Here is a 26,719-nt window from a genome sequence, read left to right on the forward strand (position 1 = left end):
GGGAGCGACGAAAGGAGACATGGCCGAGATCGTGAAGACCGAGGGGGTGCTCGGTGGTAAGGCCCGCCTCGATGGGCGACGGATCGCGGTGCTCGACATCGCCGAGCGAGTGCTCGACCACGGTCGGACGCCCGAACACGTCGTCGATCAGCTCGACATCACGCCCGCGGAAGTGTACGCCGCGCTCGCGTACTACTACGAGCACATCGACGAGATGAACGCCGCGCGCGAGCGCCGACGCGAGCGCGACGAATGGCTGCGCCGCGAGTCGAAAGCACCCGAAACAATCGAGCAGTGACGAATGGGTCTCTCCTTTCGCGCCGACGAACACGTCGATAGCGCGATCGTCACGGCACTCGAAGCCGAAGGGTATACCGTCGAGACAGTGGGCGAAGAGTACGAGCGAGGGCTCGCCGACGAAGCTCATCTCTTGGAGTGTCGCCAGCGGGGACGAATCATCCTGACGAACGATGACGATTTCGCCGTATTGGGTCGTGAGATGGAACACGCCGGGATTGTCAGATATAGCAACCAGGGCCGATCGCCGGGCGAGTTCGTCCGGGCAATCAGGTGCATCGACACGCATCTCTCCACCCGGGAGATGACCGATCACGTCGAGTGGCTGGGTCAATGGCTCTGACGGGCCGACACGGCGCGAGCCGACCATCGGCTCGATAATCGAGAGATAGTAGTCGAGGGTCTATCGTTTCCCTCAGCCGCGAAGTTAAAGTCGTTCGCTCGCACACGGCGAGGCATGTCTGGCTCGGATCTCGCGGGGCGGGTCGAGGACGTGCTCGCCGTCGACGACGAGGAGTTCCACGCTCGTGCCGAGGACGAAGCCGAGGTGATCAAGCGCGAACTCGACGCCGGCACGTTCGACAACCCGCAGGCGATCATCGGGCTCGAATACGAGTTCTATGGGGTGGATCGCGAGACGAGCGCGCTGGCGCGGGTGCCGCGCCGCCTGCTCGAATATATCGGCTTCGAGAAAGAACTCGGGCTGCACAATGCCGAGATGCGCACGAGCCCGCAGCCGCTGAATCCACACGGGCTCGCCGCCCAGGAGGCCGAAGTCAGCGCCCGCCTCCGCACGGCTCTCGACTGCGTCGCATCAGCGGACCTGCGGCTCGTCAGCGACGGCATGTGGACGATCCCCTCGGAGGGCGAGCAGGCACGCGACTATCTCACCGGCTCGATCACTGACCGCGAGGTGCGCATCGCCTCGAACATGAGCGACTCGGTCCGCTATCACGCGATGGCCAACACCGCCGGCGCGGACGCGGTCGGGATGAACGTCGACGCGCCGCACGTCTCGCTGTCGGCGAATACGGTGATGCCAGAGAGCCTGATCACCTCGATCCAGCCCCACTATCAGGTCGCCCACGCCGCTGATCTGCCCGAGTATTTCACCTACGCGCTGCGGATCGCGGGACCGCTGCTCGCCCTCGGCGTCAACTCGCCGTTTTTCCCACCGAGTCTCTACGACGATGCAGCCCCCGAAGCGATCCTCGACGACGGCTGGATGAGCCACCGCATCCACGTCTTCGAGGCCATTCTCAACCCCGACGGTGGCACCGGGAAGGTCCGCTTCCCCCACGACTTCGATTCGGCCGAGGAGGCCGTCGATCGCATCGCAGCCGACGACACGATCGTGCCGATGCCGATCGAGGAGTCGAACCGCTTCGACGACGCCTTCGCCACTTTCCGTCAGAAACACGGCACCTACTGGCGCTGGGTGCGACCGGTCTTCGAGGGTGCGAGCAAGTCCTCGGCGAACGCCCGCATCGAGTTCCGGCCGATCGGTGGCCAGCCCACGGTGCGAGACACCATCGCTTTCCAGGCGATCTTCGCGGGCCTGATGGAGAGTCTGACCCGGCGCGAGCATCCGGTGGCGAACCTCGACTGGCAGGACGCCCACGGCAACTTTTACGCGGCGATGCACGACGGGCTCGACGCCGATCTCGTCTGGATCACCAACGACGGCCGCGAGACGCGCTCGTACGACGAGCTCTATTCCGACCTCTTCGCCCACGCGAAGGACGGGCTCGAATCGCGCGGCCTCTCCGAGAGCGAGGCCGCCAAATATCTCTGGCCGCTGCGCCAGCGCGCCCGCCACGAAGTGACGCCGGCGCGCTGGAAACGCCACGAGGTCAGAGAGCGCCTCGACGACGGCGACGACTTCGAGGCGGCCGTCCACGGCATGCAGCGGGCGTACATCGACCGCCAGTCGGAGACGATCATCGGCGACAGCAGCTTCGCCGACTGGCTCGCCGACTGATCGTCCAGACGAGTTCTTGTGGAAGTGGGAAAGAGACGACCGATGTCGGTCAGCGAACGACCGTCACCGGCACCGGCGCGCGCCGGACGACGGTTTCGGCGACGCTGCCGAGGACGATCCGTGAGACGCCGTCGCGGCCGTGGCTCCCCATCACGATCGCGTCGATGGGGTTCCCCTCGGCGAACGCGGCGATGGCACGGGCGGGCCGACCGACGGTCGTCTCGGTCTCGATCTCGCGGTCGCCGACGCGTTCGCTGGCACGCTCGAACAGAGCCTCGGCGCGCTGTTCGGCGGCCTCGTACCACTCCTCGCCGTAGCCCACGTCGGCGATCTGCGCGCCCGCGCTCACGCCGGCGGTGCCCCCGACGGGGTTGATGACGTAGAGCAGCGTGAGCGCTGCCTCGGGATGCTCGGTCGTGGCGTGGTCGAGCGCGGTCCACGCCTGCTCGGAGCCGTCGATCGGGACGAGCAGCCGTTTCGTCATGTGAAAAAGTACCACGGGTGAGTTGTTAAGTGCTCCGCCGCGGGCGGCGAACACCGAGGTTTTGGTCGCCGGGCGGGTAGCGACGGTATGCTCCTGATTCGGGGCCGTGCCGGCGGGACGGCACTCACCGGCACGCTCTACGAGCGCGGGGAGACCGCCCCCTCCTTCAGCGGCGCACCCGACGAGGACGCGCCGTACGTCTGGGTCTGCGATTCCTTCTACGAGGTCGAATCCGGCGGCCAGCGCCAGCAGATCGACGGCGCGACCGTGAACGTCGCCTTCGAGTCGCCCGTCGCCCACGGCTTCGAGACGCGCGAACAGGCCATCGAAGGCGCGAAAGAACATCTCCGGACACAGTTCGCTCGCGTCGGCGTCGCCGAATCGGACGTCGATATCGAGATGCAGAAGACCGATTCGGCGGCCGAGTGAGGCACCAAATACGAAAAAATGCCAATATTATACAAGAGAAGAATATGCGCTTATGAATTGTTGCTATCGCTCTGTATATCTTTTATCGCTCTCTCAATTTTCTCAATTTCTTCCTCTGCATTTTCGTCTGTGACCGTTTCATCATCGAAATATTCTGTCGCAGGACTATCGATTGCGAGTTTCAGTACACCATGTGCGTTCCGGAACGCCTCCTCATACTGCTCTTCATCGTAACTGACATCTGCCCATGTTGAACCAGAAATTTCCGACATTCGCTCACAAACGTTGATTGATTGCCATATAAAACGTGAGATTATTGCTGATTCTGGGGCAGTAAGATAGATTTGTGCCTTCGTATGTGCTTCCTGAGCAGCGTTAATACGGGACATGACATTGTCTTTTTCGTCTCGAAATTTCGGCACCATCTCTTCCACATCAAAATGTTCTGTTGAATAGCCAGAGGTGGCACTACGAAGATGAACGATTTTTTGATGCAAATCGATTAGTGTATCCACTTTGTACTGTAAGTAAAACTCTGATCTTTTACGTTCTGTACGTTCAGATTCCATAATTCTAGCTTTTCTGATGCTGGCAAGACCTTGGATAGCTGCACCAATAGCAGTACCAATAATTCCAATTACACCGGTGAGAATAGCTATGTCAACCATATATTCAGCAATCACTATTGTACAGGATTTAAACCTAACACATTCTTTGCAACGCTCATCACAGAATATACTGAAATAACCATGAATGAGTCATGTTCTATTTACGTTTTTTCGGAACCACATTGATGACTTAGCAACTAGCGAGTGCGAAGGGTAGTTACGCATCGCTGGCGAAAATCGGGGTATGCAGGCGGCACTCGTCGTGCTCGACGGCTGGGGACTCAGCGACCACGACCGACTCGACGCGGTCCATGAGGCCGACACGCCGACGATGGACGAGCTCACCGACCGCGGCGCGAGCGGCACCCTCGACACCTCGGGACGGGCGGTCGGCCTCCCGGCGGGCCAGATGGGAAACAGCGAGGTCGGCCACCTCACGATCGGCGCGGGCCGGGTCATCGACCAGAGCTACACCCGCATCACGCGGGCGGTCGAGAACGGCGAACTCGTCGAGAACGAGGCCATCGAGGAGGCGTTCGCCCACGCGGAGGCGAACGACGGGCGCGTCCACCTGATGGGACTGGTGAGCGACGGCGGCGTTCACTCCGACCAGCGCCATCTCCACGCACTCGTCGAGATCGCCGCCGAGCGGGGCGTCGAGGCGATCACACACGCCTTCACCGACGGGCGGGACACACCCCCCAAAAGCGCCGTCGAGTATCTCACGGATCTGGAGGGTGTGATCGAGCGGTGCGGGACGGGCGACGTGGCCACCGTCTCGGGGCGCTACTACGCGATGGATCGTGACGAGAACTGGGCGCGCACGAGACGGGCCTACGACGCCATCGTCGAGCGCGAGGCCGATCACACGGCCGAGACGGCCGTCGAAGCGGTCGAAGAGTCCTACGAACGTGGTGACACCGACGAGTTCGTCGAGCCGACGCTGATCGAGGGTACAGCGCAGCGCATGGTTCGAGACGGCGACAGCATCCTCTTCTTCAACTTCCGTGCCGATCGCGCGCGCCAACTCGTCCGCATGCTCACCGATACGCGGCCGGAGTGGGACGACGGGACGACCCCGCCCGCAATCGAACTCATGACGATGACGGAGTACGACGAGACCTTCTCGTTCCCGGTCGCGTTCGCACCCCACGAACCCGCCGACACGCTCGGTGAGGTGCTCGCAGCACGCGGGAAGACCCAACTGCGAATCGCCGAATCCGAGAAGTATCCCCACGTGACATACTTCCTGAACGGCGGGCGCGAGGTCGAGTTCGACGGCGAGCACCGGGAGATCGTCGCGAGTCCAGACGTACCGACCTACGACCAGCAGCCCGAGATGAGCGCCGTCGAAGTGACCAACACGGCCATCGGCGTCATCGAATCGGAGGATCCGGACGTGCTCGTACTCAACTACGCGAACGCCGACATGGTGGGCCACACGGGCGATTTCCTGGCGGCCGTCGAAGCCGTCGAGACCGTCGACACACAGCTAGCCAGACTGGTCAACACCTGCCGCGAGGCGGGGGCCGACGTGCTCGTGACCGCCGACCACGGCAACGCCGACGACATGGGGACGCCCGACGATCCGGACACGACGCACACGACCAACCCCGTGCCGATCGTCTTCCTCGCCGCCGACGGCAGCGACGGCGGGAAACGCATCAGGGACGGCGGCGAACTGTCTGATCTCGCACCGACCGTGCTCGAACGCTGTGGGATCGAGGTTCCCGACGCGATGACCGGCCGCTTACTGCTCGACTGAAGCCTGCCCGCCCCCTTCCCCCGCTCGGCGGAGTCTCCCCGGGCTTCAGCCCGTCCGAAACGAATAGTCGAGCGCCGGGGCCGAGTGGGTGAGTGAACCGAGTGAAACGACATCGACGCCGGTGGCGGCGTACTCGGGCACCGTCTCGATCGTGATGCCGCCGCTGGCCTCCGCGAGCGTGTCGTCGGATAGTTCCGCGACACCCTCGGCGACCGCGTCCGGCGCGAGATTGTCGAACAGCACGATATCCGCGCCGGCATCGGCGGCCCGGCGACCGTCCGCGGGGCGTTCGACCTCGACTTCGATCTTCGTGGCGAACGACGCGCGCTCGCGGAAGTGTGCGATGGCGCTCTCGAAGCCCATCTCGGCGATGTGGTTCTCCTTCACCATCACCATCTGCGAGCAGTCGAGACGGTGCGTGTCGCCGCCGCCCGCGACGATGGCACGCTTTTCGATTCCCCTGAGGCCGGGCGTCGTCTTGCGCGTACCGGCGATCCGTACCCCGTCGCCGATCTCCCGGCTGTTCGCCGTTCGATCGTCCGGGGTTCGTCGGGCCGCGCTCGCCTCGCGGGCGGCGTCGACGGCCGCGCGTGTTCGTGTCGCGATTCCCGAAGCGTGACTCGCGACGTTGACCGCGACGCGCTCGCCGCGGAGAACGGCCCGCGCCGGTCCGTCGACCGCCAGCACTTGCTGGCCCGCCTCGACGCGATCGCCGGTGTCGACGAGAACTTCCGTCTCGACGTCGAGATGGTCGAAGACGGCCGCGGCGGTTTCGATACCCGCGGTGACGCCGTCCTCCGTGGCGATCAATCTCCCTGCGGTCTCGCCCGGCACGTGGTTTGTCACGTCGTGATGGCCGAGATCCTCGCGCAGCCAGCGCTCGATGCGACTGCGATCAATCGGCATGGACCTCGGGATCGTCGGCAGTGTCGACGAGATGATGACAGCCCCGGGAGTCGGTGTTTTCGCGTGCGGCCCGAGTGATCAAAAGTGCTGTCACGGTCGCCGCACGGAGTTCGTAGAGCTCTCGCGAGGTACGGGTGCGGACGTAGGCATCGACCTCGCCCTTCAGCCGCCGGATGGCCGCGCTCGCCCTGCGAAGCCCATCGGGACTCCGCGAGAGGCCGACGAACTCGTCCATCACCCCGCGAAGGCGGGTGAACTTCTCCGCCGCGAACGCTGCCGGGAGTGCGGGATCACTGTCGCGCAGGTCGGGTGCATCGACGATCACGGGGTTGACCCCGCTCGCGGCGGCGGTCCGTCCGGCACGGAGTCCCCAGACCAGTCCTTCGAGCAGGCTCGTCGAGGCCAGCCGATTCGCGCCGTGGACGCCGGTTCGGGAGCACTCGCCGACCGCGAACAGTCGATCGAGGCTCGTCCGCCCACGGGAGTCGACCGCGATGCCGCCACAGAGGAAGTGCTCGGCCGGCGCGACCGGGATCCCCGATCGGAAATCGACGTCGCGCTCGTCACAGTTCGCCGCGAGATCCGGGAATTCGGTTTCGAAATCCAGCGGCGAAACGTCCAGCAGAACGTCGTCCGTTCGGTCGCGTTCGGCGGCGACGGCGCGGGCGACCACGTCGCGCGGTGCGAGCTCGGCGTCGGGATGGTGCTCGGGCATGAACCGATCCCCGCCGTCGTTTCTCAGAATCGCACCCTCGCCGCGGAGCGCCTCGCTCAGCAGGAATGGCTTCGCGGCTTCGCCGGCGTAGGCCGTCGGATGGAACTGGACGTACTCCATGTCTGCCACATCAGCGCCGGCGAGTGCAGCCATCGCGATCCCGTCGCCAGTCGCGCCGTCGGGATTGGTCGAGCGCCCGTAGAGCGCGCCGATACCGCCCGTCGCGAGCACGGTCGCCCCGGCGTATATCGGATCGCTATCACCGTCGTGTTCGCAGATCGCGCCGTGGACGCGCCCCTCTCGCGTGAGGAGATCGAGCGCCGCAGTGTCTTCTTGGATGGTGACGTTCGGCTGCTCGTCGAGATGCGAGAGGAACGGGCCGAGGACGTGCCGGCCGGTGCTCGCGTTCACGTGGAGAATGCGTCGCTCGCCGTGGGCGGCCTCCCGACCGTAGTCGAACGTGTCGGGATCGTCCGCCTCGGTGTCGAACGGCACGTCGAGCGTCTCGATCAGCACGTCGCGGACGGCCTCGTTCGCGTTCTCGACCAGCACGTCGACCGCGTCGGGGTCGGCCGTGTCGTCGCTCGCCGCGACGATGTCCTGTTTGAACCCCTCGGCGTTGCTCCGCGAGACGGCGACGCCGCCCTGCGCCCACCAGCTCGTCGCGTCCTTCGGCCGTTCGGCCTTCGTCGCTACCACCACCTCCTTGCCCGCCCGCGCCGCCCCGAGCGCCGCCGCACAGCCCGCGACGCCACTGCCGATCACCAGCACGTCGGTCGTCGGATCGGATTCGTTAGCCATCTCAGATCTCCAACATCCTGTCGAGCGCCACGGCGGCGCGCTCTTTCTCCCCGGGAGCGACCTCGATGACGTTTCGCTCCTGGCCCTCACGGAGCCCGTCGAGCACCCACGTCAGGTAGTTGGGGTCGATCTGGCGCATCGCGTTGCAGTCCATGCACGCGTCGCCACAGAGTGGAATCACCTCGACCTCGGGATGCCATCGTGCGAGGTGGTTCGCGAGGTGGATCTCGGTGCCGATGGCCCACGTCTCGCCCGCGTCGGCGTCGGCCACCGTGTCGGTGATCGTACTCGTCGATCCCACCACGTCGGCGGCTTCGACCACCTCGCGCCGACATTCGGGATGGACGACCACGTTCGCGTTGGGGTGCTCGTCGCGGATCTGCGTGACGTGGTCTTCGCGGAATCGCTCGTGGACCTGGCAGTACCCCTCCCAGAGCACGATGTCGGCGTCGGCCACCTCGTCCGCGTCCTTTCCTTCGGGATCCCAGGGGTCCCAAACGGCCGTATCGTCCGCCATGTCGAGTCTGTGGGCGGTGTTCTCGCCGAGGTGTTTGTCCGGGAGGAAGAGCACTTTGTCGCCGCGCTCGAAGGCCCACTCGAAGGCGCGATGGGCGTTCGAGGAGGTACAGACCAACCCGCCCTGATCGGCACAGAACGCCTTCAGATCGGCGTAGGAGTTCATGTACGTCACCGGGACGATCGTCTCGTCGGGTGCGGCCGCAGTGATCTCGGCCCACGCGGCGTCGACCTGGAGCGCCTCGGCCATCCCGGCCATCGGGCACGACGCCTCCATCGACGGGAGCAACACCGTCTGGTCGTCGTCGGTGATGATGTCCGCGGACTCGGCCATGAAGGTCACACCACAGAAGACGACGTAGTCGGCGTCCGACTCGGCGGCGCGCTGCGAGAGCGCGTAGGAATCGCCGATGAAGTCGGCGTGCTCGACGATCTCCCGGCGCTGGTAGTTGTGGCCGAGCACCAGGACGTCGTCGCCGAGCTCGTCACGAGCGGCCTTGATCCGCTTCGAGCGCTCGTGTTCCGACAGGTCGCGGTACTGTGACGGCAGCCGCTCCAGATTGTCGTATTTGAAGAGGCTGAGTTCTGTTTCGAGGGATGTAGTTTCGAGTTCTGGCATGGTTCCCGTTCTCCGTCAGCACTAGTCACCAGTACCCGTCTTTGAAAAGAATTTCTGTTCAAACAGTGTTCAGCATACGCTCGACTGTCCAGTACGACATGCGAATGAAACGTGGTTGATCAATCGACAATCGATGGTCGACAACCGACTATCAGCGCGCGTCGTGGACGATCGTGCCATCGACGACCGTCATCGCCACGTCGATGGCCGCGATGTCGGCAGCCTCCCACGGCGAGCGATCGAGAACGGCGAAATCGGCCCTCTTGCCCGGCTCGATCGTTCCGAGTCGATCCTCGTCGAAGCCGGCGTACGCGGCACCCGCGGTGTACGCGCGCAGCGCCTCGGTCACGGTGAGGCGCTGGCGCTCGTCCGGCGCAGCGACGACCTGCTCGATGCCGAACAGCGGGTCGAGCGGCATGCAGTCGCTGCCGAAGGCGAGGGGGATGCCGGCATCGAGTAGATTCCGAATAGGATTCGAGCGCGCCCGCCGCTCGGTGCCGAGGCGGGCGTCGTAGAGACCGTCCTCGCCGGCCCACTTCAGGAAGTTTGGCTGGACCGACGCGACAGCACCCATGTCGGCGAGGCGGTCGATCGCCTCTTCGGAGGGGAGTTCGAGGTGTTCGATGCGGTGGCGCGCCTCGTCGGCGTCGGTCCGCTCGTAGGCATCGAGCACGGCGTCGATGGCCGCGTCGCCGATGGCGTGGGCGGTCATCTGAAAGCCGGCGTCGTCGACGCGCTCGGCGAGATCGTCGAGGTCGGCGGGCGGGACGACCCACTGGCCCGTCGCGTCGGGTGCGTCGGCGTACGGCTCGGTGAGCTTTGCCGTTCGCCCGCCCAGGCTACCGTCGGTGAACGTCTTGATCGCGCCCGTGCGGACGAACTCGCTGCCGTGATCGGTCGTCAGTCCGACCTCGCGGAGCGCGTCGAGGTGATCCGACCAGTAGTTGAGGCGCACGCGCACGGCGAGTTCGTCCGCCAGATCGAGGTCGCGGTAGGCCCGCGGTGCGTGTGACTGCCGAACCATGTCGTGGACGCCCGTGACGCCGCGTTCGGTGGCGTACTCCTGTGCCGCGAGCAGCAGTTCACGCGTCTCCGCCCGATCGGGGGCAATGGCGTCGCGGATCGGCCCGAGCACGTTCTCGACGATCACACCCGTGGGATCCCCGTTCTCGGTCCGTACATCGTCGTCGGGTAGTTGCTCGCCGAGTCGATCCAGGACGACACTGTTGACGCCGGCGGTGTGCATGTCCTCGCGGAACGCCACGACCGGGCGATCGGTGCTCACGTCGTCCAGATCCGATCGATCGAGATACCGTGGACTCCCCCAGTCGCTCTCGTCGTAGCCGTAGCCGAGGATCCACTCGCGGTCGGTCGCGTCGGCGCGCTCGGCGAGCAGCGAGACCGCTTCGTCGCGGGCGTCGGCATTCGCGAGATCGGCGTGGACGAGGCGCTTGCCGACCGCCGTCATGTGGGTGTGGGCGTCGATGAATCCCGGGAGGAGAACGCGGCCGTCGAGGTCGATCGTGGTCGTCTCGACGCCGTCGAGGAAGTCGATCTCGTAGGCCGAGTCCACGCGGACGATCTCGCCGTCGCGCACCGCGAGCGCCTCGGCGGTCGTATCGGGGGCGGCGAGCGTGTGGATCTCCGCGTTCGTGAGCACGAGATCGGCAGGGTCGGTCATGGTTTTGGGAGGCACGGCGGGCGCGAAAACGCTTCGGGATAGCGGAACTGGTTAGAACCGCCCCGCCGAGGGGTGAGCCATGAGCGACGCCGCGGAGCTCGTCGACCGCGTCAGGGACGGCGAGATCGCCCTGCACGAACTGGAATCACACGCCGACGCCGATACCGCCACCGCTGCACGCCGGCGGCTCGTCGCGGACGAAGCAGAAACGGCCCTCGATACGGTCGGCGAGTACGCCATCGACGCCGCCGATGCCGAGCCGAACATCGAGAACATGATCGGCACGGTACAGATCCCGCTCGGCGTCGCCGGCCCGCTACCGGTCGCCGGCGATCGCGCGGATAGCGAGACGCATCTGCCGCTCGCGACGACCGAGGGCGCGCTCGTCGCCTCGGTCAATCGCGGTTGTGCGGTGCTTCGGGCGGCCGACGGTGCGAACGCCAGGGTCACGAAACGGGCGATGACGCGCGCGCCGGTCTTTCGAGTGGCCGATATCGTCGAGGCCGAAGCAGTCGTCGAGTGGGTGCGCGACAACCGCGACGCACTCGCCGACGCCGCCGAAGCGACGACGAGCCACGGCGAACTCGTCGACATCACGCCCTACGCGGTCGGCGATTCGGTCTTCCTCCGGTTCGGCTACGACACAAAGGACGCGATGGGAATGAACATGGCGACGATCGCCACCGGCGAGGCCTGCGAGGTCGTCGAGAGCGAGACGACAGCCGAACTCGTCGCGCTCTCCGGCAACCTCTGTACCGACAAGAAACCCGCGGCGATCAACGCCGTCGAGGGGCGGGGCCGGAGCGTCACCGCCGACGTGCGGATCCCGAACGACGTCGTCGAGGAGCGCCTGCACGCCAGCCCCGACGCGATCGCGGAGCTCAACACTCGGAAGAATCTCATTGGGTCAGCTAAAGCGGGGAGTCTGGGTTTCAACGCCCACGCTGCGAACGTCGTCGCCGCCGCGTTCCTGGCGACCGGCCAGGACGCCGCGCAGGTCGTCGAGGGGGCGAACGCCATCACGACCGTCGAGGCCCGCGAGGACGAACTGTACGCGAGCGTCTCGCTCGCGAGCCTGGAGGTCGGCACCGTTGGCGGCGGAACGAAACTCCCCACCCAGTCCGAGGGGCTCTCCGTGCTCGGCCTGCGCGGCGGCGGCGATCCGCCGGGCGCGAACGCCGACCGGCTCGCCGAGGTGATTGCCGCGGGCGCGCTCGCGGGCGAACTGTCCCTCCTGGGGGCGCTCGCCTCCCGGCATCTCTCCAGTGCACACGCAGAACTCGGGCGATAGGATGGTCTGGCCGCGGCCAGAGACGACATAAATCAGGAGCGAGAAACGGGGACGCCATGACCGAGATCGAACGCGTCGTCCTCGACCCGGACCTGGTCGTCACGGCGCTCCAGCAGAAGTACGTCGAATCGATGCCCGGCGAGCCCGCGATCCGCGTCGACGGCGATGGACGGACCGAACTCCTTGCCAACGAAAACGGGTTCACGCAGCCCGAATCGGGCGTCGCGCTGCGGCCCGAACGGTTCGTCGGCGACCTCGATCTGCCCGATCCCGACGCGGAGCTCGACGACGAAGAAATCGAGAAGCTCGCCGAGCGCCTCGGCTCGGAGGTGCGTCCGGAGCTGAAGGAGGAAGTCGACCTGAACGCCGACCGCGAGAGCGACGAACACGTCGTTCCGGTCGAGTACGACGACAGCGATCCCTGACTACTCGTAGCGAAGCGCGTCGATCGGATCGACACGTGCCGCGCGCCACGCCGGATAAAGCCCGGCGACGACGCCGACGAGGATCCCAACGGCCACGGCGATCGCGAACCAGCCGTAGGCCGGCGTGAACGCCACTTCGGCGTAGATCGTCGCGCCGTAGCTCACCGCGACCCCGAGCGGGAGTCCGATGATGGCTCCGACAGCGCCCAGAATCGTGGCCTCGGCGAGGAACAATCCCATCACGTCGCGGTTGCGCGCGCCGACGGCCTTCATGATCCCGATCTCGCGGGTGCGCTCGGCGACGCTGACGAGCATGATGTTGGCGATGCCGATGGCGGCGACGACGAGCGCGATCACCGCGATCGCCGTGACGAACCGCGTGACCTGACCGACGATGTCTTGGATCTCCTCGACGAAGTCGCCGCTCGTCTGTGCCGTCAGCTCGACCGACTCGGGCTTCAGCTCGGCCGCGTCCGATCCGGCGAGATAGTTCTGGACGCTTCCCTTGACCGTGCTCACCCGCGCGGGGTCGGCGACGACCGTGAGCTGGGGATAGGCGCGCTGGCTCGCGCCGACGGCCGGGCTTTCGAGGGTGCGCTCGTAGAACGGGTCGGTCGGCACGTAGAACCGCGGCTGGCCGGCGAAGGAGGCGAAGGGAAGCTGGCCGGCCGTCCGGTTGACGACGCCGACGACGTCGACCGTCGTTGCGTTGCCGTCCTCCGATTCGATCGTGAGTCGATCACCGACCGAGAGGTTACCCTCGAAGGCCTGTCTCGCCGAGCGGCTGACGACAGCCTCCTCAGCACCCGAGCGAAAGGCCCGGCCGGCGACGATCGCGTCCTTGGGGAACGAGGCGGGTGTCGTCGCGGTGATCTGATTTCTCGAAACCGTGTCGTTGGCGTGGGTGAGCGCGCTCACGCGGACGTTTCCGCGAGGAAGGACCTGTCGAATGCCCGGCGTGTTCTCCAGCTGGCCGACGTCGTGTTCGGTGAACACGGGTTGGCTGACTCCGCCGAAGCCCGGTCCGCCGTCGTCTTCGCCGGCCGGCGACGGCAGCACGTAGACGTTGCTCGCGCTCGACGACCCGACCTCGCTCACGATGTCCGCCTCGACGCTCGCGCCGACCGAGGCGAAGGTCACGACCGACGCGATCCCGATGACCACGCCGATCACCGTGAGCGCCGACCGGAGCTTGTGCGAGCGGATCGACCGCCCGGCCATCCGCAGCGTCTCGCGGGCGTCCATCTACGCGTCCCGTCCCGCCCCGTCGAGCTGTTCGATCGACTCGATCGTCCCGTCGCGGATGTGGACGATCCGCTCGGCGTGCTCGGCGATGGCCCGCTCGTGAGTCACCAGGAGGACGGTGTTGCCGCGGGCGTTCACGTCGTCGAGCAGCCCCATGATCTCGGCCCCGGTCTCGGTATCGATGTTGCCGGTCGGCTCGTCGGCGAGCACGACCGCGGGATCGGGCGCGAGCGCCCTGGCGATGGCGACGCGCTGGCGCTGGCCGCCCGAGAGCTCGTTCGGGCGGTGGTCGCGGCGATCCCCGAGTCCCACGAGTGAGAGCAGTTCGCGGGCGCGCTCGCGGCGGCGCTCGCGCGACCAGTCGTCGAACAGAAGGGGGAGGGCGACGTTCTCGATCGCGTCCAGGCGCGGCATGAGGTTGAACGTCTGGAAGACGAAGCCGATCTCCGTTCCCCGGATCCCGGCGCGTTCGGCCTCCGAATCCGTCCCGACGTCGTGGCCGGCGACCGTGACCCGGCCCTCGGTCGGCGTGTCGAGCGCGCCGACGAGGTTCAACAGCGTGCTTTTGCCCGACCCGCTCGGTCCCATCACCGCCGTGTACGAGCCCGCAGCGAGCGCGAGCGAGACGCCGGCGAGCGCCTCGACCGTGCCGCCGAGGTCGTAGGTCTTCCGCACGTCCGCGAGTCGGACCACGCTATCGTCGGCCGACGGCGTCTCGGCTGTGGAACTCACTGGGAACGATAGCGGACTCGGCCCAATGAAGATGTCGTCGATCGATACCGAACTGAGAGACGGACGATTTGGGCCGCGACCGTGGGTATTTACTCGTCCAGTGCTAGTAGTTTGCAATGGACGATTCCGGAACTCGTGGGCGCGTCTCGCCCGCCATCGCCCTCGTGCTGGTCTGCGTCGTGGGGGCGGTCGTCGGCGGCGTGGCGTTCGCCCAGTCGACCGACGGCCCGTCCGGCGAGGCGATTCTCAACGATAGCCACGAGAAGTACGAGAGCGCCGAGACGCTCACCGGCAGCGCCGACGTCACGATGTCGAACGCGAGCGCGAACTACAGCGGCACCGTCGAGTACGCCCTCGCCGACGACGAGGGCGCGCGCGTCGCGCTCACGACGGACGGCCGAACGGTGGCGATGGGTACCAACGGCAGCGTCGCCTGGGTGGATTCGCCCATGCTCCAGCGTTCTTGGACTGTCGAGAACGGTTCGGAAAACGCGAGCGAGCTCTGCGAGGCGGCCAGCGAGCGCGCGGCGACGTTCGACGCCAACGACTCGGCATCCGGTACCGACGAGATGGAGGCGGCTGCCGCGAACCTCTCGACCGTCGACTGCGAGTCGCTGCCGGCGGAGTTGAACGAGACGAAAAGCTCGCTGCCGACGAACCTCTCCGAGGCGAACCTCAGCGCGACCCGGACCGGCACCGAAACCGTCGACGGAACCGAGGCGTACGTCGTTTCGCTCAGCCACGACAACGAGAGCGTCGATGTCGAGGGCACGATGTGGGTCGCGACGAACGACTCGCGACTGCTCGAGGCGCGCGTCACCGACGGGGTGAACACGACGACCGTGCGCTACGATGACCAGCGCTTCAACGCGAGCGTCCACGAGAGCACGTTCGCGCCGCCGACCGACCGCGCCGCGAGCACGACCGAGAGCTACGACGCGTTCGACGCCACGAACGAGGCCGTCGACGGTGATCTCCCGACACTCGCCGCCGACGGGTTCGAGTTCGAAGAGGCGACCATCGCGGGGACCGGCGACGGAACGATCGTCGCCCAGCAGTACGCGGACGGCGCGACGAACGCCACGCTCGTCACGACCGACGGCGAGCAGGTCCCCTACGAACGGTTGAACGGAACGAGCGTCACCGTCGACGGAGCGGACGCGACCGCGGCGACGATGGACGATCGGACGGTGGTCGTCTGGACCGACGGGGAGACCACCCACGCGCTCGTGACCGAGGGTTCGACCGACGAGGCGGTCGAGCTCGCCGAAGCGGTCGAGTAAGCCTCAGAGCGAGCGATATCGTCCCTGATGCTCGCTCGCCGCGCCCCGGCGGACGAGTTTTTCGAGTGCGCGTTCGGTGAAATCCATGGGGACGTCACGATCGCGCGCATAGGTGACGACCTCCTCCTCGGTGGGGCGATCGAGATCGGCGAGCGCCGCGCGGACGACGTCTATCCGGCTCTGGTTTCCGCTTCCCTCGCCACCCTCGGTCGCGCGCTCGCCCGCCTCGCGCACCGTTTCGGCGTCGAGCCCCGACCGTTCGAGATACTCGTCATCACTCATCCCACCCCGTTCGGCCTGTGATTCGAGCGCGGTGAACGAGTCCAGCTCGTCGGGCGCGTGTTCGCTACGATCGGCCAGCAGCGCGGTCCGGGCCTGGCGGGCGGCGTCGGCGGTGTCGGTCTCGGCGAACTTCGCGAGCTGCTCGAAGCGATGGCGCGTGCGACAGCTGGGACAGCTCGTCGTCTCCGGGCGACCCTCGACGACCCAGAAGCTCTCGCAGTCACTGCAGCCGACGACCGCGTACATGCCCGAATTTGCAGATCGACCCTGTTGAACCTTTAGGTAGCCACGGAACGAGAGAGGATCATGGAAATCATCGGCACCGAACGCGAATCGACCGAGGCGATCGACGGCGTCCACCTCGCGATGCTGGCCGGCGGTGAAGAGATGAACGTTCAGCGGTTCGCGATCGAACCAGGTGCGAGCGTCCCGGCACACAGCCACCCACACGAGCAGGCCGGCTATCTCGTCGCGGGAACGCTGACCTTCCTCCTGGACAATGAGGAACGCGAACTCGGCCCGGGCGACAGCTACGTGCTCGCCGGCGGGGAGTCCCACGGCGTCGAGAACCGTGGCGAGGACGTCGTCCGCGGCATCGACGTGTTCAGCCCGCCCAGGGAGAACCCCGACTGGGCTGAGTGAAAAATAACAATCCGGAGGGTGTTCACTGTCATCATTTAGCCAAATCGTCTTAGAACGACTTTTCGCGCCCATCTGTAGAGCAGTCCGATAGCCCCACCGACGAGAAAAACGACAAGGAAGAACAGTATCGGCTCAAGCGGACCCGACGGAATACTGGATGCCGGCATGGCTCATCTTCCGACGCTTCCGTCGTCAATCTTTGGCCTGGTCTATGCGTTGCTCTCGATGCTGTCGACGACGACGTCGGCGAACTCGCTGGTGGCGAGTTTCTCGCCGCCCTCGATCTGGCGGTGGATGTCGTAGGTGACTTTCTTCGAGGAGATGGCGTCCTCGACGCCGTCGTAGATCAGGTCGGCGGCGTCGCTCCAGCCGAGCTGGTCGAGCATGATGCGTCCCGAGAGGATCATCGCGGTCGGGTTGACCTTGTCCTGGCCGGCGTATTTCGGCGCGCTGCCGTGGACGGGTTCGGCGAGCAGGCGGCCGTCGCCAATGTTCGCGCCGGGAGCGATGCCCAATCCGCCGATCTGTGCGCCGGCGGCGTCCGAGAGGTAGTCGCCGTTGAGGTTCGGCATCGCGAGGACGTCGTATTCGCCCGTTCGGGTGAGGATCTGCTGGAGCATGTTGTCGGCGATGCGGTCGTTGACGACCACGTCGGCGTCGGGCGCTTCGCCGTCGCGCTCGTCCCAGAGGGTGTCCTCGGTGATCACGTTCTCGCCGTATTCCTCGCGGGCGACCTCGTAGCCCCAGTCGCGGAAGGTGCCCTCGGTGAACTTCATGATATTACCCTTGTGGATCAAAGTCACCGATTCGCGGTCGTTTTCGAGTGCGTAGTCGATGGCCTGACGGACCAGTCGTTTGGTGCCGAACTCGGAGATGGGTTTGATGCCGATGCCGACGGGCCCGTCGTGGATCGACTCGGTGAAGCCCATCTCTTCCTCGACGAACTCCCGTACTCGCTCGGCCTCGTCGGTGCCGGCCTCCCACTCGATGCCGGCGTAGACGTCCTCGGTGTTCTCCCGGAAGTTGACCATGTCCATCGCGTCGGGGTCCTTCACGGGGGAGGGGACGCCCTCGATGTGGTAGGTCGGCCGCATGTTCGTGTAGAGATCGAGTCGTTTGCGGAGCGCGACGTTGAGGCTTCGGTAGCCCGCGCCGACGGGCGTCGTTAGCGGGCCCTTGATGCCGACCTTGAACTCGCGCAGCGCGTCGAGCGTGTCGTCGGGGAGGTTTTCGTCGTACTGCTCGCGGGCGGATTCGCCGGCGTAGATGCGCATCCAGTGGATCTCACGGCCGGTGGCTTCGGCGGCCGCGCCGAGTACCCGCTGGGCGGCCGGGGCGACATCGGTCCCGATGCCGTCGCCGTGGATGATGGGGATGACGGGATCGTCGGGTACGTTGAACTCGCTGTCGTCGCTGGTTATCTGCTCGCCCGCGCTCGGAACATCGACCCGTTCATAAGACATACCGAAGATTCGCCCGGCCGTACCAAAAGGCCTGTCTTTCGCAAACGTCCGTTGAGGACGGCTTCGGGATCGTTATGCCGGTTGCTGTCGCGTCACGAACCATGCAGCTCATCGTTCACGGCGGTGCGGGCGACGAACCCGACGACCCCGAACGGCGACAGTCGGTTCTCGACGAGGCCGCTTCCGTCGGTACGGAGGCATCGACGCCGGTCGAAGCGGTCGTGCGCGCGATCGACGTCCTCGAATCGAACCCACTATTCAACGCCGGGGTCGGCGGGGCGATCCAGGAGGATGGGGTCGTCAGAACCGATGCCGGGATCATGACCGACAAGCGCGAGGCGGGTGCGGCCTGTTCGATGGCCGGTGTTCGTCACGCGGTCGGCGTCGCTCGTCGTGTCATGGCGGAGACGCCACACGTGCTCCTCGCGGGCGAGCACGCCGCCGCGCTTGCCGAGGGGTTCGACATCGAACCGGAAGAGCTCACGACCGAGCGCACGCGCGAGCGCTTTAGGGCTGCCGACCCACCCAAGACGGACGAGATCGGAGAGCGCATCGAGTGGGTGCGCGAGCGGTTCGGCGGGGCGGACACGGTCGGTGCGGTCGCCGTCGACGAGGGGCACGTCGCGGCCGCGACTTCGACCGGCGGGCGGTGGTTCGCCCTTGCTGGCCGAGTCGGCGACGTGCCACAGATCGGCTGTGGGTTCTACGCCTCGCCGGCCGGCGGGGCGAGCGCGACCGGTGCCGGCGAGGACATCGCCCGGTCGACGCTCGCGCGGGAGGCGGTGCGACGGCTCGAAGACGGCGAGCAGCCCGCGGACGCTGCGGCGAACGCCATCGACGAGTTCGAAGTGCTGACCGGTTCCACGGCCGGCGTTATCGTTCTCGACGAGTCGGGGCAGACGGGGAGCGCGTACAACTCGGCGGCGATGCAGACGAGCACCAATTTCTGAGAACGGCAGACCTTTGGCCCGAACGCCCCATCGCACGGTATGAGCGACGTGGACCTCTCGGACGAGGAGCACGAGAAATGTCGCGAAGCGGGCGAGATCCTCGCGCAAGTGCGCGACGAGGCCGCAGAGCGCGTCGAGGTCGGCGTGAGCCATCTCGAAATCGCCCAGTGGGCCGAGGAGCGTACACGCGAACTGGGCGGCGAACCGGCCTTCCCGGTCAACATCTCGATCGACGAGGAGGCCGCCCACGCGACGCCGAGCATCGACGAGGAGACCACCTTCGGCGAGGAGATGGTGAACCTCGACATCGGCGTCCACGTCGATGGCTGGCTCGCCGATACGGCCGTCACCGTCGATCTCTCGGGCAATCCCGACCTCGCCGAAGCGCCCGAAGCCGCGCTGGAGGCCGCACTCGAACTCGTCGAGGACGGCGTTAGCACGGGCGAGATCGGTGCGCGCATCGAGGAGGTCATCGACGACTACGGCTACAACCCGGTCGTCAATCTCACCGGCCACGGGCTCGCCCACTGGGAGCAACACACCCCGCCGAACATCCCGAACCGCGCGGTGAGTCAGAGCGTCGAACTCGAAGCCGGCGATGTCGTCGCCATCGAACCGTTCGCTACCGACGGCAGCGGCAAAGTCGGCGAGGGCAACGAGGCGGAGATCTTCGCGCTCGAAAACGAGCGCTCGGTCAGGAACCACGACGCGCGCGAGGCACTCGATCAGATCACCGAGGAGTTCCGTACCCTCCCGTTCGCGACACGCTGGCTCGACGTCGATCGGCCGGAGATGGCGCTGCGCCGGCTCGAACGCCAGAACGTCGTCCACAGCTATCCGGTGCTCAAGGAGAGCGCAGGCAATCTCGTCAGCCAGAAAGAACACACCGTCATCGTCACTGAGGACGGCTGCGAAGTGACGACCCAGCGCTGAAACGGTGGCCGACAGCCGCCGGCGGTCCGGTTCCTAGCGTCTGCGGTCGCTTTGCGACCGCAGGCTCAGGAGAGCATGGCTCTCCTGGCGGATGAAGGGCGAGGCGTGAGCGACCGAAGGGAGCGAGTAGCGAACGTAGTGAGCGCGCCGAGGGCTTCAGCGGTGCTGTGCGGTACGGTTTGCGGAGAACAAAGTGTCCGCGCGAGCGTAGCGAGCGGGTGTTTTTAGCGTAGCTTTTTGCGAGTGGGGGTCAAGCGAGCGAAGCGAGCGCGACCCCCCGAAGTAAAAAGGTACTATTGGAACATCCGGATCGGTTCGGCCTGTGAGCTCTCGTCGTCGGCCTGGTGCATTCGTTCGGCGAGGCGTTCGCGCGCTTCCTGGATCTCCTCGGCCTGTTCGACGAGATCCGAGGTGTCGATCCCGATGCCAGTGAGTGGTTCGATGCCGTGTTCGAGCACCGCGCGGGCGGCTTCGGGATCGGGGAACTGCGGGTTGGTTTCGGCGATGAGGCCGACGCTCGTGAGGTCGGTTTGCTCGGCGTGATAGAGCAGCGCGCCGGTCGGGCCGCTCACGAGGCCGCCCTCGGCGGGCGGGACGATGCCGGCGTCGTCGAGCAGGTCGTTGCCTGAGCCGGTCGAAATTCCATACACTTCGGGTACTTCGTCGGACTGATCGGGCAGGCCGCTGAGGTAGAGCGGCGTGACGTCGTTGTCGGCGAGCCAGCCGGTGACGCAGTCGGCGAACCCGGTCGCCTCGTTCGGGGAGACCGGGACGTCGCTCTGGAGGACGAGGAGGTCCCGTTCGGCATCGGCGTGGAGGCGCACGGGTGGTCTGAGGGCGGAGCGCTCGCCGCGATAGACGCCGACCTCCGGGACGCCGCTGCAGTGGATGCCGGCGTAGTAATCCATCTCGAAGGCATCGACGAGGTGGTCGGCGACGATCTTGCCCACCAGCCCGACGCCCGGCAACCCTTCGACGAGCGTCGGTTCGTCGAGGTCGATATCGTCCGCCGCGACGTCGATATGTGCCATGCCCACACTTTCGTCGCGGGACGACTTAAGGCTCCCCCGACTCCGAAATCGACAAGCGACCCCGGATGGATGGTTCCCTAATGGACGTTCTCGAACGGTACGAACCGCTCGTCGACGATTTCTCGGCGTTCCGCGCGGCCTGTGAGCGCCCGCTTCCGTCGGTCGTCCGGGTGAACGAGATCAAGGCGACGCCCGAGCGGGCGATGGACGCACTCGACGACGAGGGTGTGGCGTACGAGCCCGTCGAGTGGCATCCGGGCCTTCTCAGACTCGATTCGACCAGTCCGGGCCGGACGTGGGGAGCCTATCACGGCTGGCTGCACGGCCAGGAGGAGGTCTCGACGCTGCCGGCGCTCGTCTGTGATCCCCAGCCCGACGAACGCGTCTGGGCGGCCTGTGCAGCCCCCGGCGGGAAGGCGACCCAGCTCGCCGCACTCGCTGACGACGAGGGGACGATCGTCGCGAACGATCGGAGTCTGGGCCGACTCTCGGCGCTCCGATTCAACGCCGAACGCCTCGGCGTCACCTCGATGGCAGTGACGAACCGCGATGCACGGAACTATTCGCTCAAACCGTTCGAGTTCGACGAATTCGATCGCGCGCTCGTGGATGCGCCGTGTTCGTGCGAGGGGACGATCCGGAAGAACCCGGACGCGCTCGACGAGTGGTCGCTCGAATATATCGACTCCATCGCCGCAACGCAGGAGTCGATCCTCCGGCGGGCGGTGCAGGCGACCCGCTCTGGCGGGAGCGTGGTCTACTCGACCTGTACGTTCGCGCCCGAGGAGAACGAGGCCGTGCTCGACAGCGTTCTTTCGGCCGAGGACTGCCGACTCGTCGAGTTCTCCTGTGCGCTCGAAACCCGTCCCGGCGTCACCGAATGGCAGGGCGAGACGTTCGATCGGCGTGTGCGGAAGGCCAAACGGATCTACCCCCATCTGAACGATACGGGCGGCTTTTTCTGCGCGAAGGTGGAGGTCGGCGGATGAGCGATCGGGTGAACGACGGTTCGCAGCTCGATCGCCTGCCCGCAACCGCCGACGAGCGCGTCGTCGAGGGCCGAGCCACGCGCCAGGAACTCCTCGATTTCTGGGACGAGCGCTACGCGGTCGCCCCCGGGATCTTCGAGCACTACTCGTTCTGGGAGAAAGGTGGGGGGAAGCTCTGGGCGTTTCGTGGCGAGGCGGCGAGCCCGCTCGAAGCCGAGGCGCTCGGGATGACGTTTCTCCGCACGCGCCAGGAACACTGGAAACCGACCACGAACGCGGTCCAGCGATTCGGACGGCATGCCGAGAAAAACGTCGTCGAGTTGGCCGATGCCGAAGCGCGGCGGTTCGTCGCCGGCGAGGACCAGCACGTGGATTGGGACGGCGACTGGGGTTATCTGATCGCGGCGCACGACCTCGCCGGTGACGTCGAACCACTTGGCGTTGGCCTCTTCATCGATGGCGAGCTCCGCTCACAGGTGCCGAAGGGTCGACGCCGCGAACTGATCGATGGAGAGTAACCGGACCATCCCACCAGCACCACCATGCTGATGACGGGCGAGACGACGGTAAGCAGGCTCAGCAGGTGTTTCGAGAGCCCAGGGAATGTTCGAAATCGATGACTCAGCAGCGACTTTCTGTCGTTACTCGGTGTCGGTAACAAAGTATTTGGCGGCTCTCTACATTCGGTGCTGACATGGGTGCGATATCCGCAGGACGTCGATCGATCGCCGCAGTGATCAGAAATCCGATTCTCGTTGTCGTCGCGTTGGTGCTCGGACTCGTCCAACTGCCACAGATATTCATGCAGTCGGTCGATTCACCCACCATCGTGATCGTTTCCGGACTGCTCTCGTTGCTCTTGCTGGTGCTCTATCCGTTCTTCTTCGGCGGCATCATCGGCATGGGCAACGAAGCCGTCACGGGAACGACGAGTCTCGGGACGTTCGTGCGTGCCGGCAAGGCGAACTACGTCTCCATGCTCGGTGCCCTTCTCATCATGATGGGACTGGGAGTGGTGTACGTCATCGCGTTGTTCCTCATCGGCGCTATCGGCGGTTTTGCCGTCGTTTCCGCAAGCGGTGATGCGTCCGGCGGAGCCGCGTTTCTCGCCATCGCCGCCGTCGTTCTGGTGGCATTCCTGCTGTACTTCGTGCTGTTCTTCTTCATCCAGTTCTTCGGCCAGGCGATCGTGATCGACGATCTCGGCGCTGTCGATGGCTTCAAGCGTAGCGTGGGGGCGGTCCGCGGCCACAAACTCAGCACACTCGGCTACATGCTCGTCGTCATGCTCATCAGCGGTGTTTTCGGTGCGTTCGGGGCTGTACTCGGTCTGGTCGGAACGTTCCCGGCGACCGGGGGCGTACAGACATCTTCGCTCGGCGTCATTGCCGTGGCCGCAGTGGTGTTTCTCGTACTCACCGGCGTCGTCGGCGCGTTCTCGATGACCTACGGGGTCGCGTTCTATCGCGACATCCGTCCGACCGAATCGAGCGCGTCGCCGTAGTGGCACTCCTGACGATTGGAGCGATGATCCGATCGAGGCGATCGTGATTCGAAGAAACATAGTTCACATCGGTGTCACGTCAACGGTTCGATGTCCGGCGTCGGGAAACTGCCGGCTACTCCTCGACGACGACCGTGCCGACCATCTTCGAACGTTCGTGTGGGATGCAGAAGTAGCCGTACTGACCAGTCTACTCGAACGTGTGTTCGGACTGCTCGTCGGGACGAAGCAACCCGCTGTCGACGTTCTCCCGCGCTGCTTGCTCGGAATTCGCGCCGCCGCTGGCGAAATACGTGGCATCGTCTGGAATCTCGTCCTCGTAGGCCGTCACGGTGTGGCTCGCGTCGGTCGTGTTCTCCCAGACGACGGTCGTTTCGACGGAGACGTGTACCGTCTCCGGATCGAACTTCAGGTCGTCGGTCATTCCGACCGATTTCGTGTTCGAATCGCCCTGGCTGGAACTTCCGACACAACCGGCCATCGCAACGGTGATAATTCCGCCACTGCCGCGGAGGAACGCCCGTCGTGTGGAACTGTCCTTGGTCATGGTGGATCAGCCTGCGATCAGACTCGTCCCGTACATGAACACGAGGCCGATGGCGAATCCCAGCATGTTCGGCGCGGAGCGGATCGATCCCGAGCGACGGACCATGTCGACGATGTCGACGACGACCTGCAACAGCGCGCCGATCCCGATCGCGAGGAACAGCGTGCTCAACAGCGGCGACTGGGAGAGACTCCCGATCCAGCCGCCGAGGATGGCGGGTGCGCCTGCGAGCAGGCCGAGCGCCACGAAGTGTCTCAGTGCCGGCCGTTTGCCGTCCGCAAGCGGTGCGACGACCACCGGGCCCTCCGAAACGTTGTGGATCATGAATCCGATGATGAGGAACACGCCCAGCGCGGAGCGGCCCGTGGCGAACGCGGTGCCGATGGCCAACCCCTCCGCGAGGTTGTGCAGTCCGATCGCAAGCCCTGCCGAGTACGCGATCGAGAGCCGCGACTCCTCACCGTCGTTTCGCCAGTCCATGATCGCCTGCAGCACCAGCCACGACCCGGCGATCCCGAGCACGGCGATCATCGGTCCCGAAAAGACCGACGGCACGTCGCCGGCGCTTTCGAACACGTCGAATCCGGCGTCGAAGACGAGAAAGCCGAGAACGCCGGCCGAGAACGCGAGCACGGCGTTGAGCCACTTCTCACTCATCGACTGCATGAACGGGAACCACAACATCCCGAGCGCGATGGGAACGACGCCGATCAGGAACCCGACGAACGCGAGCGTCCCGACGACCTGTCCGGTCAGCCCGGTCGTCAGCTGGGCCGCTTCGATGGTTACCGGGAACGTCGTCCCGTCAGCCGCTATCAGCCCCACGTCGTAGTCGTATCCCTCCATCCAGTTGTAGGGGATGTCGATCGTGGCGCTTTCGCGCGGGGCGAGCGTGTTGTCACTTCCGCTTATCGAGAAACCCCAGTTCGCCTCGTCGATCCGAACCTGTGAGATCGTTATCGGTTCGGGGGCGTTGTTCGTCACCTGGAGACGGATCGTGTGGTCGTTCGGCAGCGACGTCTGGCTGATTCCCACGTCGGGAAGGGGTTCACCGGTCTGAAGCCCAGCCAGCGGCGTCGTCATCACGAACCCGCCGACGAGCAACACGAGCAACACGATCGGCACGACTCCCATGACCCACCGTGGAAGGCCGAAGGGCTGTTTCTGTCGCCGTGCAACGCCGCCGTCGGATTTCGGTGTGTCCGTCATTCGGTCACCTCGAAGAAACTCATCCAGCCCTGCTCGGCGAACTCCGACTGGTGGCCGTGGAACATGTACAGCCCCGGCTGGTGGTCGCTGTAGTCGATCTCGAACAGGCCGCGCTGGGCCTGACACATCATCACGGTGTCGATGGTGCTCCGGTTCGGGAACAGCGTCGTCCCGGCATCGTAGTAATCGAAGAACTGTGAGTGGGTATGAAACGAGTTCACGAAGTCGTATTCGAGCGTCTGAATCACGTGCACTCGCTGGAGGTTGTTCTTCTTGATCTCGATGGGGTGTTTCGTTTTGCCGCCTTCCCACTCGCCCTCGTATTTGTGGGTCGTCGCCGGTGCGTAGGCGAACGCACGGGTGTTGGCCGCGTAGACTTCGTTGTCGGCATCGAAGTTGGTATCGAAGCCGTTCATCATCATCACCATCTCGTCGATATCATCGTAGCCGTCGGGAACGTAGTCGGCGTGTGAGATCATGTTCCGACTCTTCGCGCGCTCGACGGCCATCTCACGCACCTCGTCGGTGATCGGCCCGTGATAATCGATGTAATCCCGCGGGTTCTCACGGACCTTCTCGGGTTTCGGGTCGATGATGATCGTACCGTACATGCCCCGGTGAATGTGCGCCTTCAGCGGGAGCATGTGGCAGTGGTAGAGATGAGTGCCGGCGGGCCGGGCCTGCCATTCGTAGGTGAACGTCTCGCCGGGTTTGATCGCTCCCGGCCCGTTCTGTGGCACCCCGTCCATTGCCGGGTTGAGGTTCTGGACGTGTGGATGGATCGTGTGCGCCATATCGGCGAACGCATTCGTGAAATTGATCCGAATGAGGTCCCCCTCCTCGACGCGGAGCGTTGGCGCAGGAACCTGCCCGTTGTACGTCCACGAGGGGAAGGTGACGCCGGGTGCGATCTCGATCTCCTGGGGGACGGCAATGAGATTGAACTCACGAACGGTCTGTCCGTTCTCCTCCGAGACTCCGGCGTTCAGATCGTCCTTTTTGCCGAAGATCGCGTCACGCTTGTTCGTCGAGTCGCCGGTGTTGAACTCCCGGAGATAGCCGTGTGGGTCGAAGTTCTTCTCGGTGTATTTTCCGGGGGTGCCGAAGCTGGCATCGTGGCCGGAAGTCGCGTTGCCGCCGCTTTCGTTCCCCGATTGCGCGGCTCCGATGCCCGTGATGGCCGAGCCACCGGCGAGAGCGAGGCCGCCCAGTACCGAGCGGCGCGAGACGCCCTCGTGGTCCTCGATGGAATCGACCAGCCGGTTCTCGAGCTGCTCGGTCATCGACGCCGCGTCGTCTTCGTTCATCGATGGCATGATACCCCTCGCAGTGACGCCCACGTCGCAGTGTGGGCAGTCGATCGTTCGTCGACCATTTCGATTGGACACGAG

General features: G+C 65.4%; 27 protein-coding genes and 1 pseudogene. 14 read left to right on the forward strand and 14 right to left on the reverse strand.

Annotated features, from left to right (window positions below):
- Window positions 1-19 precede the first annotated feature (19 nt).
- The 3 genes from NO363_RS02225 (at window position 20) to NO363_RS02235 (ending at window position 2,278) form a co-directional block, all read left to right on the forward strand.
- Window positions 20-298, forward strand: a complete 279-nt coding sequence (locus NO363_RS02225; RefSeq protein ID WP_256686567.1) for a DUF433 domain-containing protein — start codon at window positions 20-22, stop codon at window positions 296-298.
- 3 nt (window positions 299-301) lie between these two features.
- Window positions 302-640, forward strand: coding sequence for a DUF5615 family PIN-like protein (locus NO363_RS02230; protein WP_256686568.1), 339 nt, complete (start codon window positions 302-304; stop codon window positions 638-640).
- A gap of 114 nt (window positions 641-754) precedes the next feature.
- On the forward strand, window positions 755-2,278 hold the full coding sequence (locus NO363_RS02235) for a glutamate-cysteine ligase family protein (RefSeq protein ID WP_256686570.1): 1,524 nt from the start codon (window positions 755-757) through the stop codon (window positions 2,276-2,278).
- Between the two features lie 49 nt (window positions 2,279-2,327).
- Here NO363_RS02235 and NO363_RS02240 read toward each other — a convergent pair whose 3' ends face one another.
- Window positions 2,328-2,762, reverse strand: coding sequence for a universal stress protein (locus NO363_RS02240; RefSeq protein ID WP_256686572.1), 435 nt, complete (start codon window positions 2,760-2,762; stop codon window positions 2,328-2,330).
- An 87-nt stretch (window positions 2,763-2,849) separates the two neighbouring features.
- Here NO363_RS02240 and NO363_RS02245 point away from each other — a divergent pair, with 87 nt between their 5' ends.
- On the forward strand, window positions 2,850-3,191 hold the full coding sequence (locus NO363_RS02245) for a DUF7113 family protein (RefSeq protein ID WP_256686574.1): 342 nt from the start codon (window positions 2,850-2,852) through the stop codon (window positions 3,189-3,191).
- Between the two features lie 50 nt (window positions 3,192-3,241).
- On the opposite strand, the gene NO363_RS02250 is transcribed toward NO363_RS02245, so the two are convergent.
- A complete protein-coding gene (locus NO363_RS02250) occupies window positions 3,242-3,859 on the reverse strand; it encodes a hypothetical protein (protein WP_256686576.1) in 618 nt (205 codons plus the stop codon).
- Between the two features lie 184 nt (window positions 3,860-4,043).
- On the opposite strand from NO363_RS02250, the gene gpmI reads away from it, so the two are divergent.
- Entirely contained in the window at window positions 4,044-5,564 is a 1,521-nt protein-coding gene (gene gpmI / locus NO363_RS02255) for a 2,3-bisphosphoglycerate-independent phosphoglycerate mutase (RefSeq protein ID WP_256686578.1), read from the forward strand.
- A gap of 45 nt (window positions 5,565-5,609) precedes the next feature.
- Here the strand turns inward: gpmI and nadC are convergent, their stop codons facing one another.
- The 4 genes from nadC to NO363_RS02275 all read right to left on the reverse strand — a co-directional run bounded on the left by nadC (window position 5,610) and on the right by NO363_RS02275 (window position 10,802).
- On the reverse strand, window positions 5,610-6,470 hold the full coding sequence (gene nadC / locus NO363_RS02260; RefSeq protein ID WP_256686580.1) for a carboxylating nicotinate-nucleotide diphosphorylase: 861 nt from the start codon (window positions 6,468-6,470) through the stop codon (window positions 5,610-5,612).
- On the reverse strand, window positions 6,460-7,986 hold the full coding sequence (locus NO363_RS02265) for an L-aspartate oxidase (protein ID WP_256686582.1): 1,527 nt from the start codon (window positions 7,984-7,986) through the stop codon (window positions 6,460-6,462). Before NO363_RS02265 ends, nadC begins: the two co-directional genes overlap by 11 nt.
- A 1-nt stretch (window position 7,987) precedes the next feature.
- Window positions 7,988-9,121, reverse strand: a complete 1,134-nt coding sequence (nadA, locus tag NO363_RS02270; RefSeq protein ID WP_256686584.1) for a quinolinate synthase NadA — start codon at window positions 9,119-9,121, stop codon at window positions 7,988-7,990.
- A gap of 151 nt (window positions 9,122-9,272) precedes the next feature.
- Window positions 9,273-10,802 (reverse strand): amidohydrolase, encoded by a 1,530-nt coding sequence (locus tag NO363_RS02275; RefSeq protein ID WP_256686586.1) that lies wholly within the window; start codon window positions 10,800-10,802, stop codon window positions 9,273-9,275.
- Between the two features lie 79 nt (window positions 10,803-10,881).
- Here NO363_RS02275 and hmgA point away from each other — a divergent pair, with 79 nt between their 5' ends.
- Window positions 10,882-12,093, forward strand: coding sequence for a hydroxymethylglutaryl-CoA reductase (NADPH) (gene hmgA / locus NO363_RS02280; protein ID WP_256686587.1), 1,212 nt, complete (start codon window positions 10,882-10,884; stop codon window positions 12,091-12,093).
- Between the two features lie 56 nt (window positions 12,094-12,149).
- Window positions 12,150-12,518: a hypothetical protein gene (locus tag NO363_RS02285; protein ID WP_256686588.1), complete on the forward strand. Its 369-nt coding sequence runs from the start codon at window positions 12,150-12,152 to the stop codon at window positions 12,516-12,518.
- Here the strand turns inward: NO363_RS02285 and NO363_RS02290 are convergent, their stop codons facing one another.
- Together NO363_RS02290 and NO363_RS02295 are read right to left on the reverse strand one after the other, a co-directional pair.
- The gene (locus tag NO363_RS02290; protein WP_256686590.1) at window positions 12,519-13,763 is read right to left on the reverse strand and encodes an ABC transporter permease; all 1,245 of its coding nucleotides are present in this window, start codon (window positions 13,761-13,763) and stop codon (window positions 12,519-12,521) included.
- Window positions 13,764-14,495 (reverse strand): ABC transporter ATP-binding protein, encoded by a 732-nt coding sequence (locus tag NO363_RS02295; RefSeq protein ID WP_256686592.1) that lies wholly within the window; start codon window positions 14,493-14,495, stop codon window positions 13,764-13,766.
- A gap of 116 nt (window positions 14,496-14,611) precedes the next feature.
- Here NO363_RS02295 and NO363_RS02300 point away from each other — a divergent pair, with 116 nt between their 5' ends.
- A complete protein-coding gene (locus NO363_RS02300) occupies window positions 14,612-15,778 on the forward strand; it encodes a hypothetical protein (RefSeq protein ID WP_256686594.1) in 1,167 nt (388 codons plus the stop codon).
- Between the two features lie 3 nt (window positions 15,779-15,781).
- Here the strand turns inward: NO363_RS02300 and NO363_RS02305 are convergent, their stop codons facing one another.
- Window positions 15,782-16,306 carry a DUF5817 domain-containing protein gene (locus NO363_RS02305; RefSeq protein WP_256686596.1) on the reverse strand — a complete coding sequence of 175 codons (525 nt, stop codon included), beginning with the start codon at window positions 16,304-16,306 and terminating at the stop codon, window positions 15,782-15,784.
- A 60-nt stretch (window positions 16,307-16,366) separates the two neighbouring features.
- On the opposite strand from NO363_RS02305, the gene NO363_RS02310 reads away from it, so the two are divergent.
- Window positions 16,367-16,702: a cupin domain-containing protein gene (locus tag NO363_RS02310; protein WP_256686598.1), complete on the forward strand. Its 336-nt coding sequence runs from the start codon at window positions 16,367-16,369 to the stop codon at window positions 16,700-16,702.
- Between the two features lie 209 nt (window positions 16,703-16,911).
- On the opposite strand, the gene icd is transcribed toward NO363_RS02310, so the two are convergent.
- A complete protein-coding gene (gene icd, locus NO363_RS02315; RefSeq protein WP_256686599.1) occupies window positions 16,912-18,165 on the reverse strand; it encodes an isocitrate dehydrogenase (NADP(+)) in 1,254 nt (417 codons plus the stop codon).
- A 101-nt stretch (window positions 18,166-18,266) separates the two neighbouring features.
- Between icd and NO363_RS02320 the strand changes: the two genes are divergently transcribed.
- Both NO363_RS02320 and map read left to right on the forward strand, forming a co-directional pair.
- Window positions 18,267-19,115 (forward strand): isoaspartyl peptidase/L-asparaginase, encoded by an 849-nt coding sequence (locus tag NO363_RS02320; RefSeq protein WP_256686600.1) that lies wholly within the window; start codon window positions 18,267-18,269, stop codon window positions 19,113-19,115.
- Between the two features lie 39 nt (window positions 19,116-19,154).
- Entirely contained in the window at window positions 19,155-20,048 is an 894-nt protein-coding gene (gene map, locus NO363_RS02325) for a type II methionyl aminopeptidase (protein WP_256686601.1), read from the forward strand.
- A gap of 293 nt (window positions 20,049-20,341) precedes the next feature.
- On the opposite strand, the gene NO363_RS02330 is transcribed toward map, so the two are convergent.
- The gene (locus NO363_RS02330; protein ID WP_256686602.1) at window positions 20,342-21,079 is read right to left on the reverse strand and encodes a proteasome assembly chaperone family protein; all 738 of its coding nucleotides are present in this window, start codon (window positions 21,077-21,079) and stop codon (window positions 20,342-20,344) included.
- Window positions 21,080-21,159: 80 nt separating this feature from the next.
- Here NO363_RS02330 and NO363_RS02335 point away from each other — a divergent pair, with 80 nt between their 5' ends.
- The 3 genes from NO363_RS02335 (at window position 21,160) to NO363_RS02345 (ending at window position 23,572) form a co-directional block, all read left to right on the forward strand.
- A complete protein-coding gene (locus tag NO363_RS02335; RefSeq protein ID WP_256686603.1) occupies window positions 21,160-22,068 on the forward strand; it encodes an RsmB/NOP family class I SAM-dependent RNA methyltransferase in 909 nt (302 codons plus the stop codon).
- Window positions 22,065-22,586: a DUF7122 family protein gene (locus NO363_RS02340; RefSeq protein ID WP_256686604.1), complete on the forward strand. Its 522-nt coding sequence runs from the start codon at window positions 22,065-22,067 to the stop codon at window positions 22,584-22,586. Before NO363_RS02335 ends, NO363_RS02340 begins: the two co-directional genes overlap by 4 nt.
- Window positions 22,587-22,762: 176 nt before the next feature.
- The gene (locus NO363_RS02345; RefSeq protein WP_256686605.1) at window positions 22,763-23,572 is read left to right on the forward strand and encodes a DUF7847 domain-containing protein; all 810 of its coding nucleotides are present in this window, start codon (window positions 22,763-22,765) and stop codon (window positions 23,570-23,572) included.
- Between the two features lie 115 nt (window positions 23,573-23,687).
- Here the strand turns inward: NO363_RS02345 and NO363_RS02350 are convergent.
- The 3 genes and pseudogenes from NO363_RS02350 to NO363_RS02360 all read right to left on the reverse strand — a co-directional run bounded on the left by NO363_RS02350 (window position 23,688) and on the right by NO363_RS02360 (window position 26,644).
- Window positions 23,688-24,053 (reverse strand): annotated as a pseudogene (locus tag NO363_RS02350) (plastocyanin/azurin family copper-binding protein).
- A 72-nt stretch (window positions 24,054-24,125) separates the two neighbouring features.
- Window positions 24,126-25,328, reverse strand: a complete 1,203-nt coding sequence (locus NO363_RS02355) for a ZIP family metal transporter (RefSeq protein ID WP_256686607.1) — start codon at window positions 25,326-25,328, stop codon at window positions 24,126-24,128.
- Entirely contained in the window at window positions 25,325-26,644 is a 1,320-nt protein-coding gene (locus NO363_RS02360) for a multicopper oxidase domain-containing protein (RefSeq protein ID WP_370525579.1), read from the reverse strand. The genes NO363_RS02355 and NO363_RS02360 overlap by 4 nt, the downstream gene beginning before the upstream one ends.
- Window positions 26,645-26,719: the final 75 nt, after the last annotated feature.

The sequence above is a fragment of the Halococcus qingdaonensis genome (assembly GCF_024508235.1).
Lineage (GTDB): Archaea > Halobacteriota > Halobacteria > Halobacteriales > Halococcaceae > Halococcus > Halococcus qingdaonensis.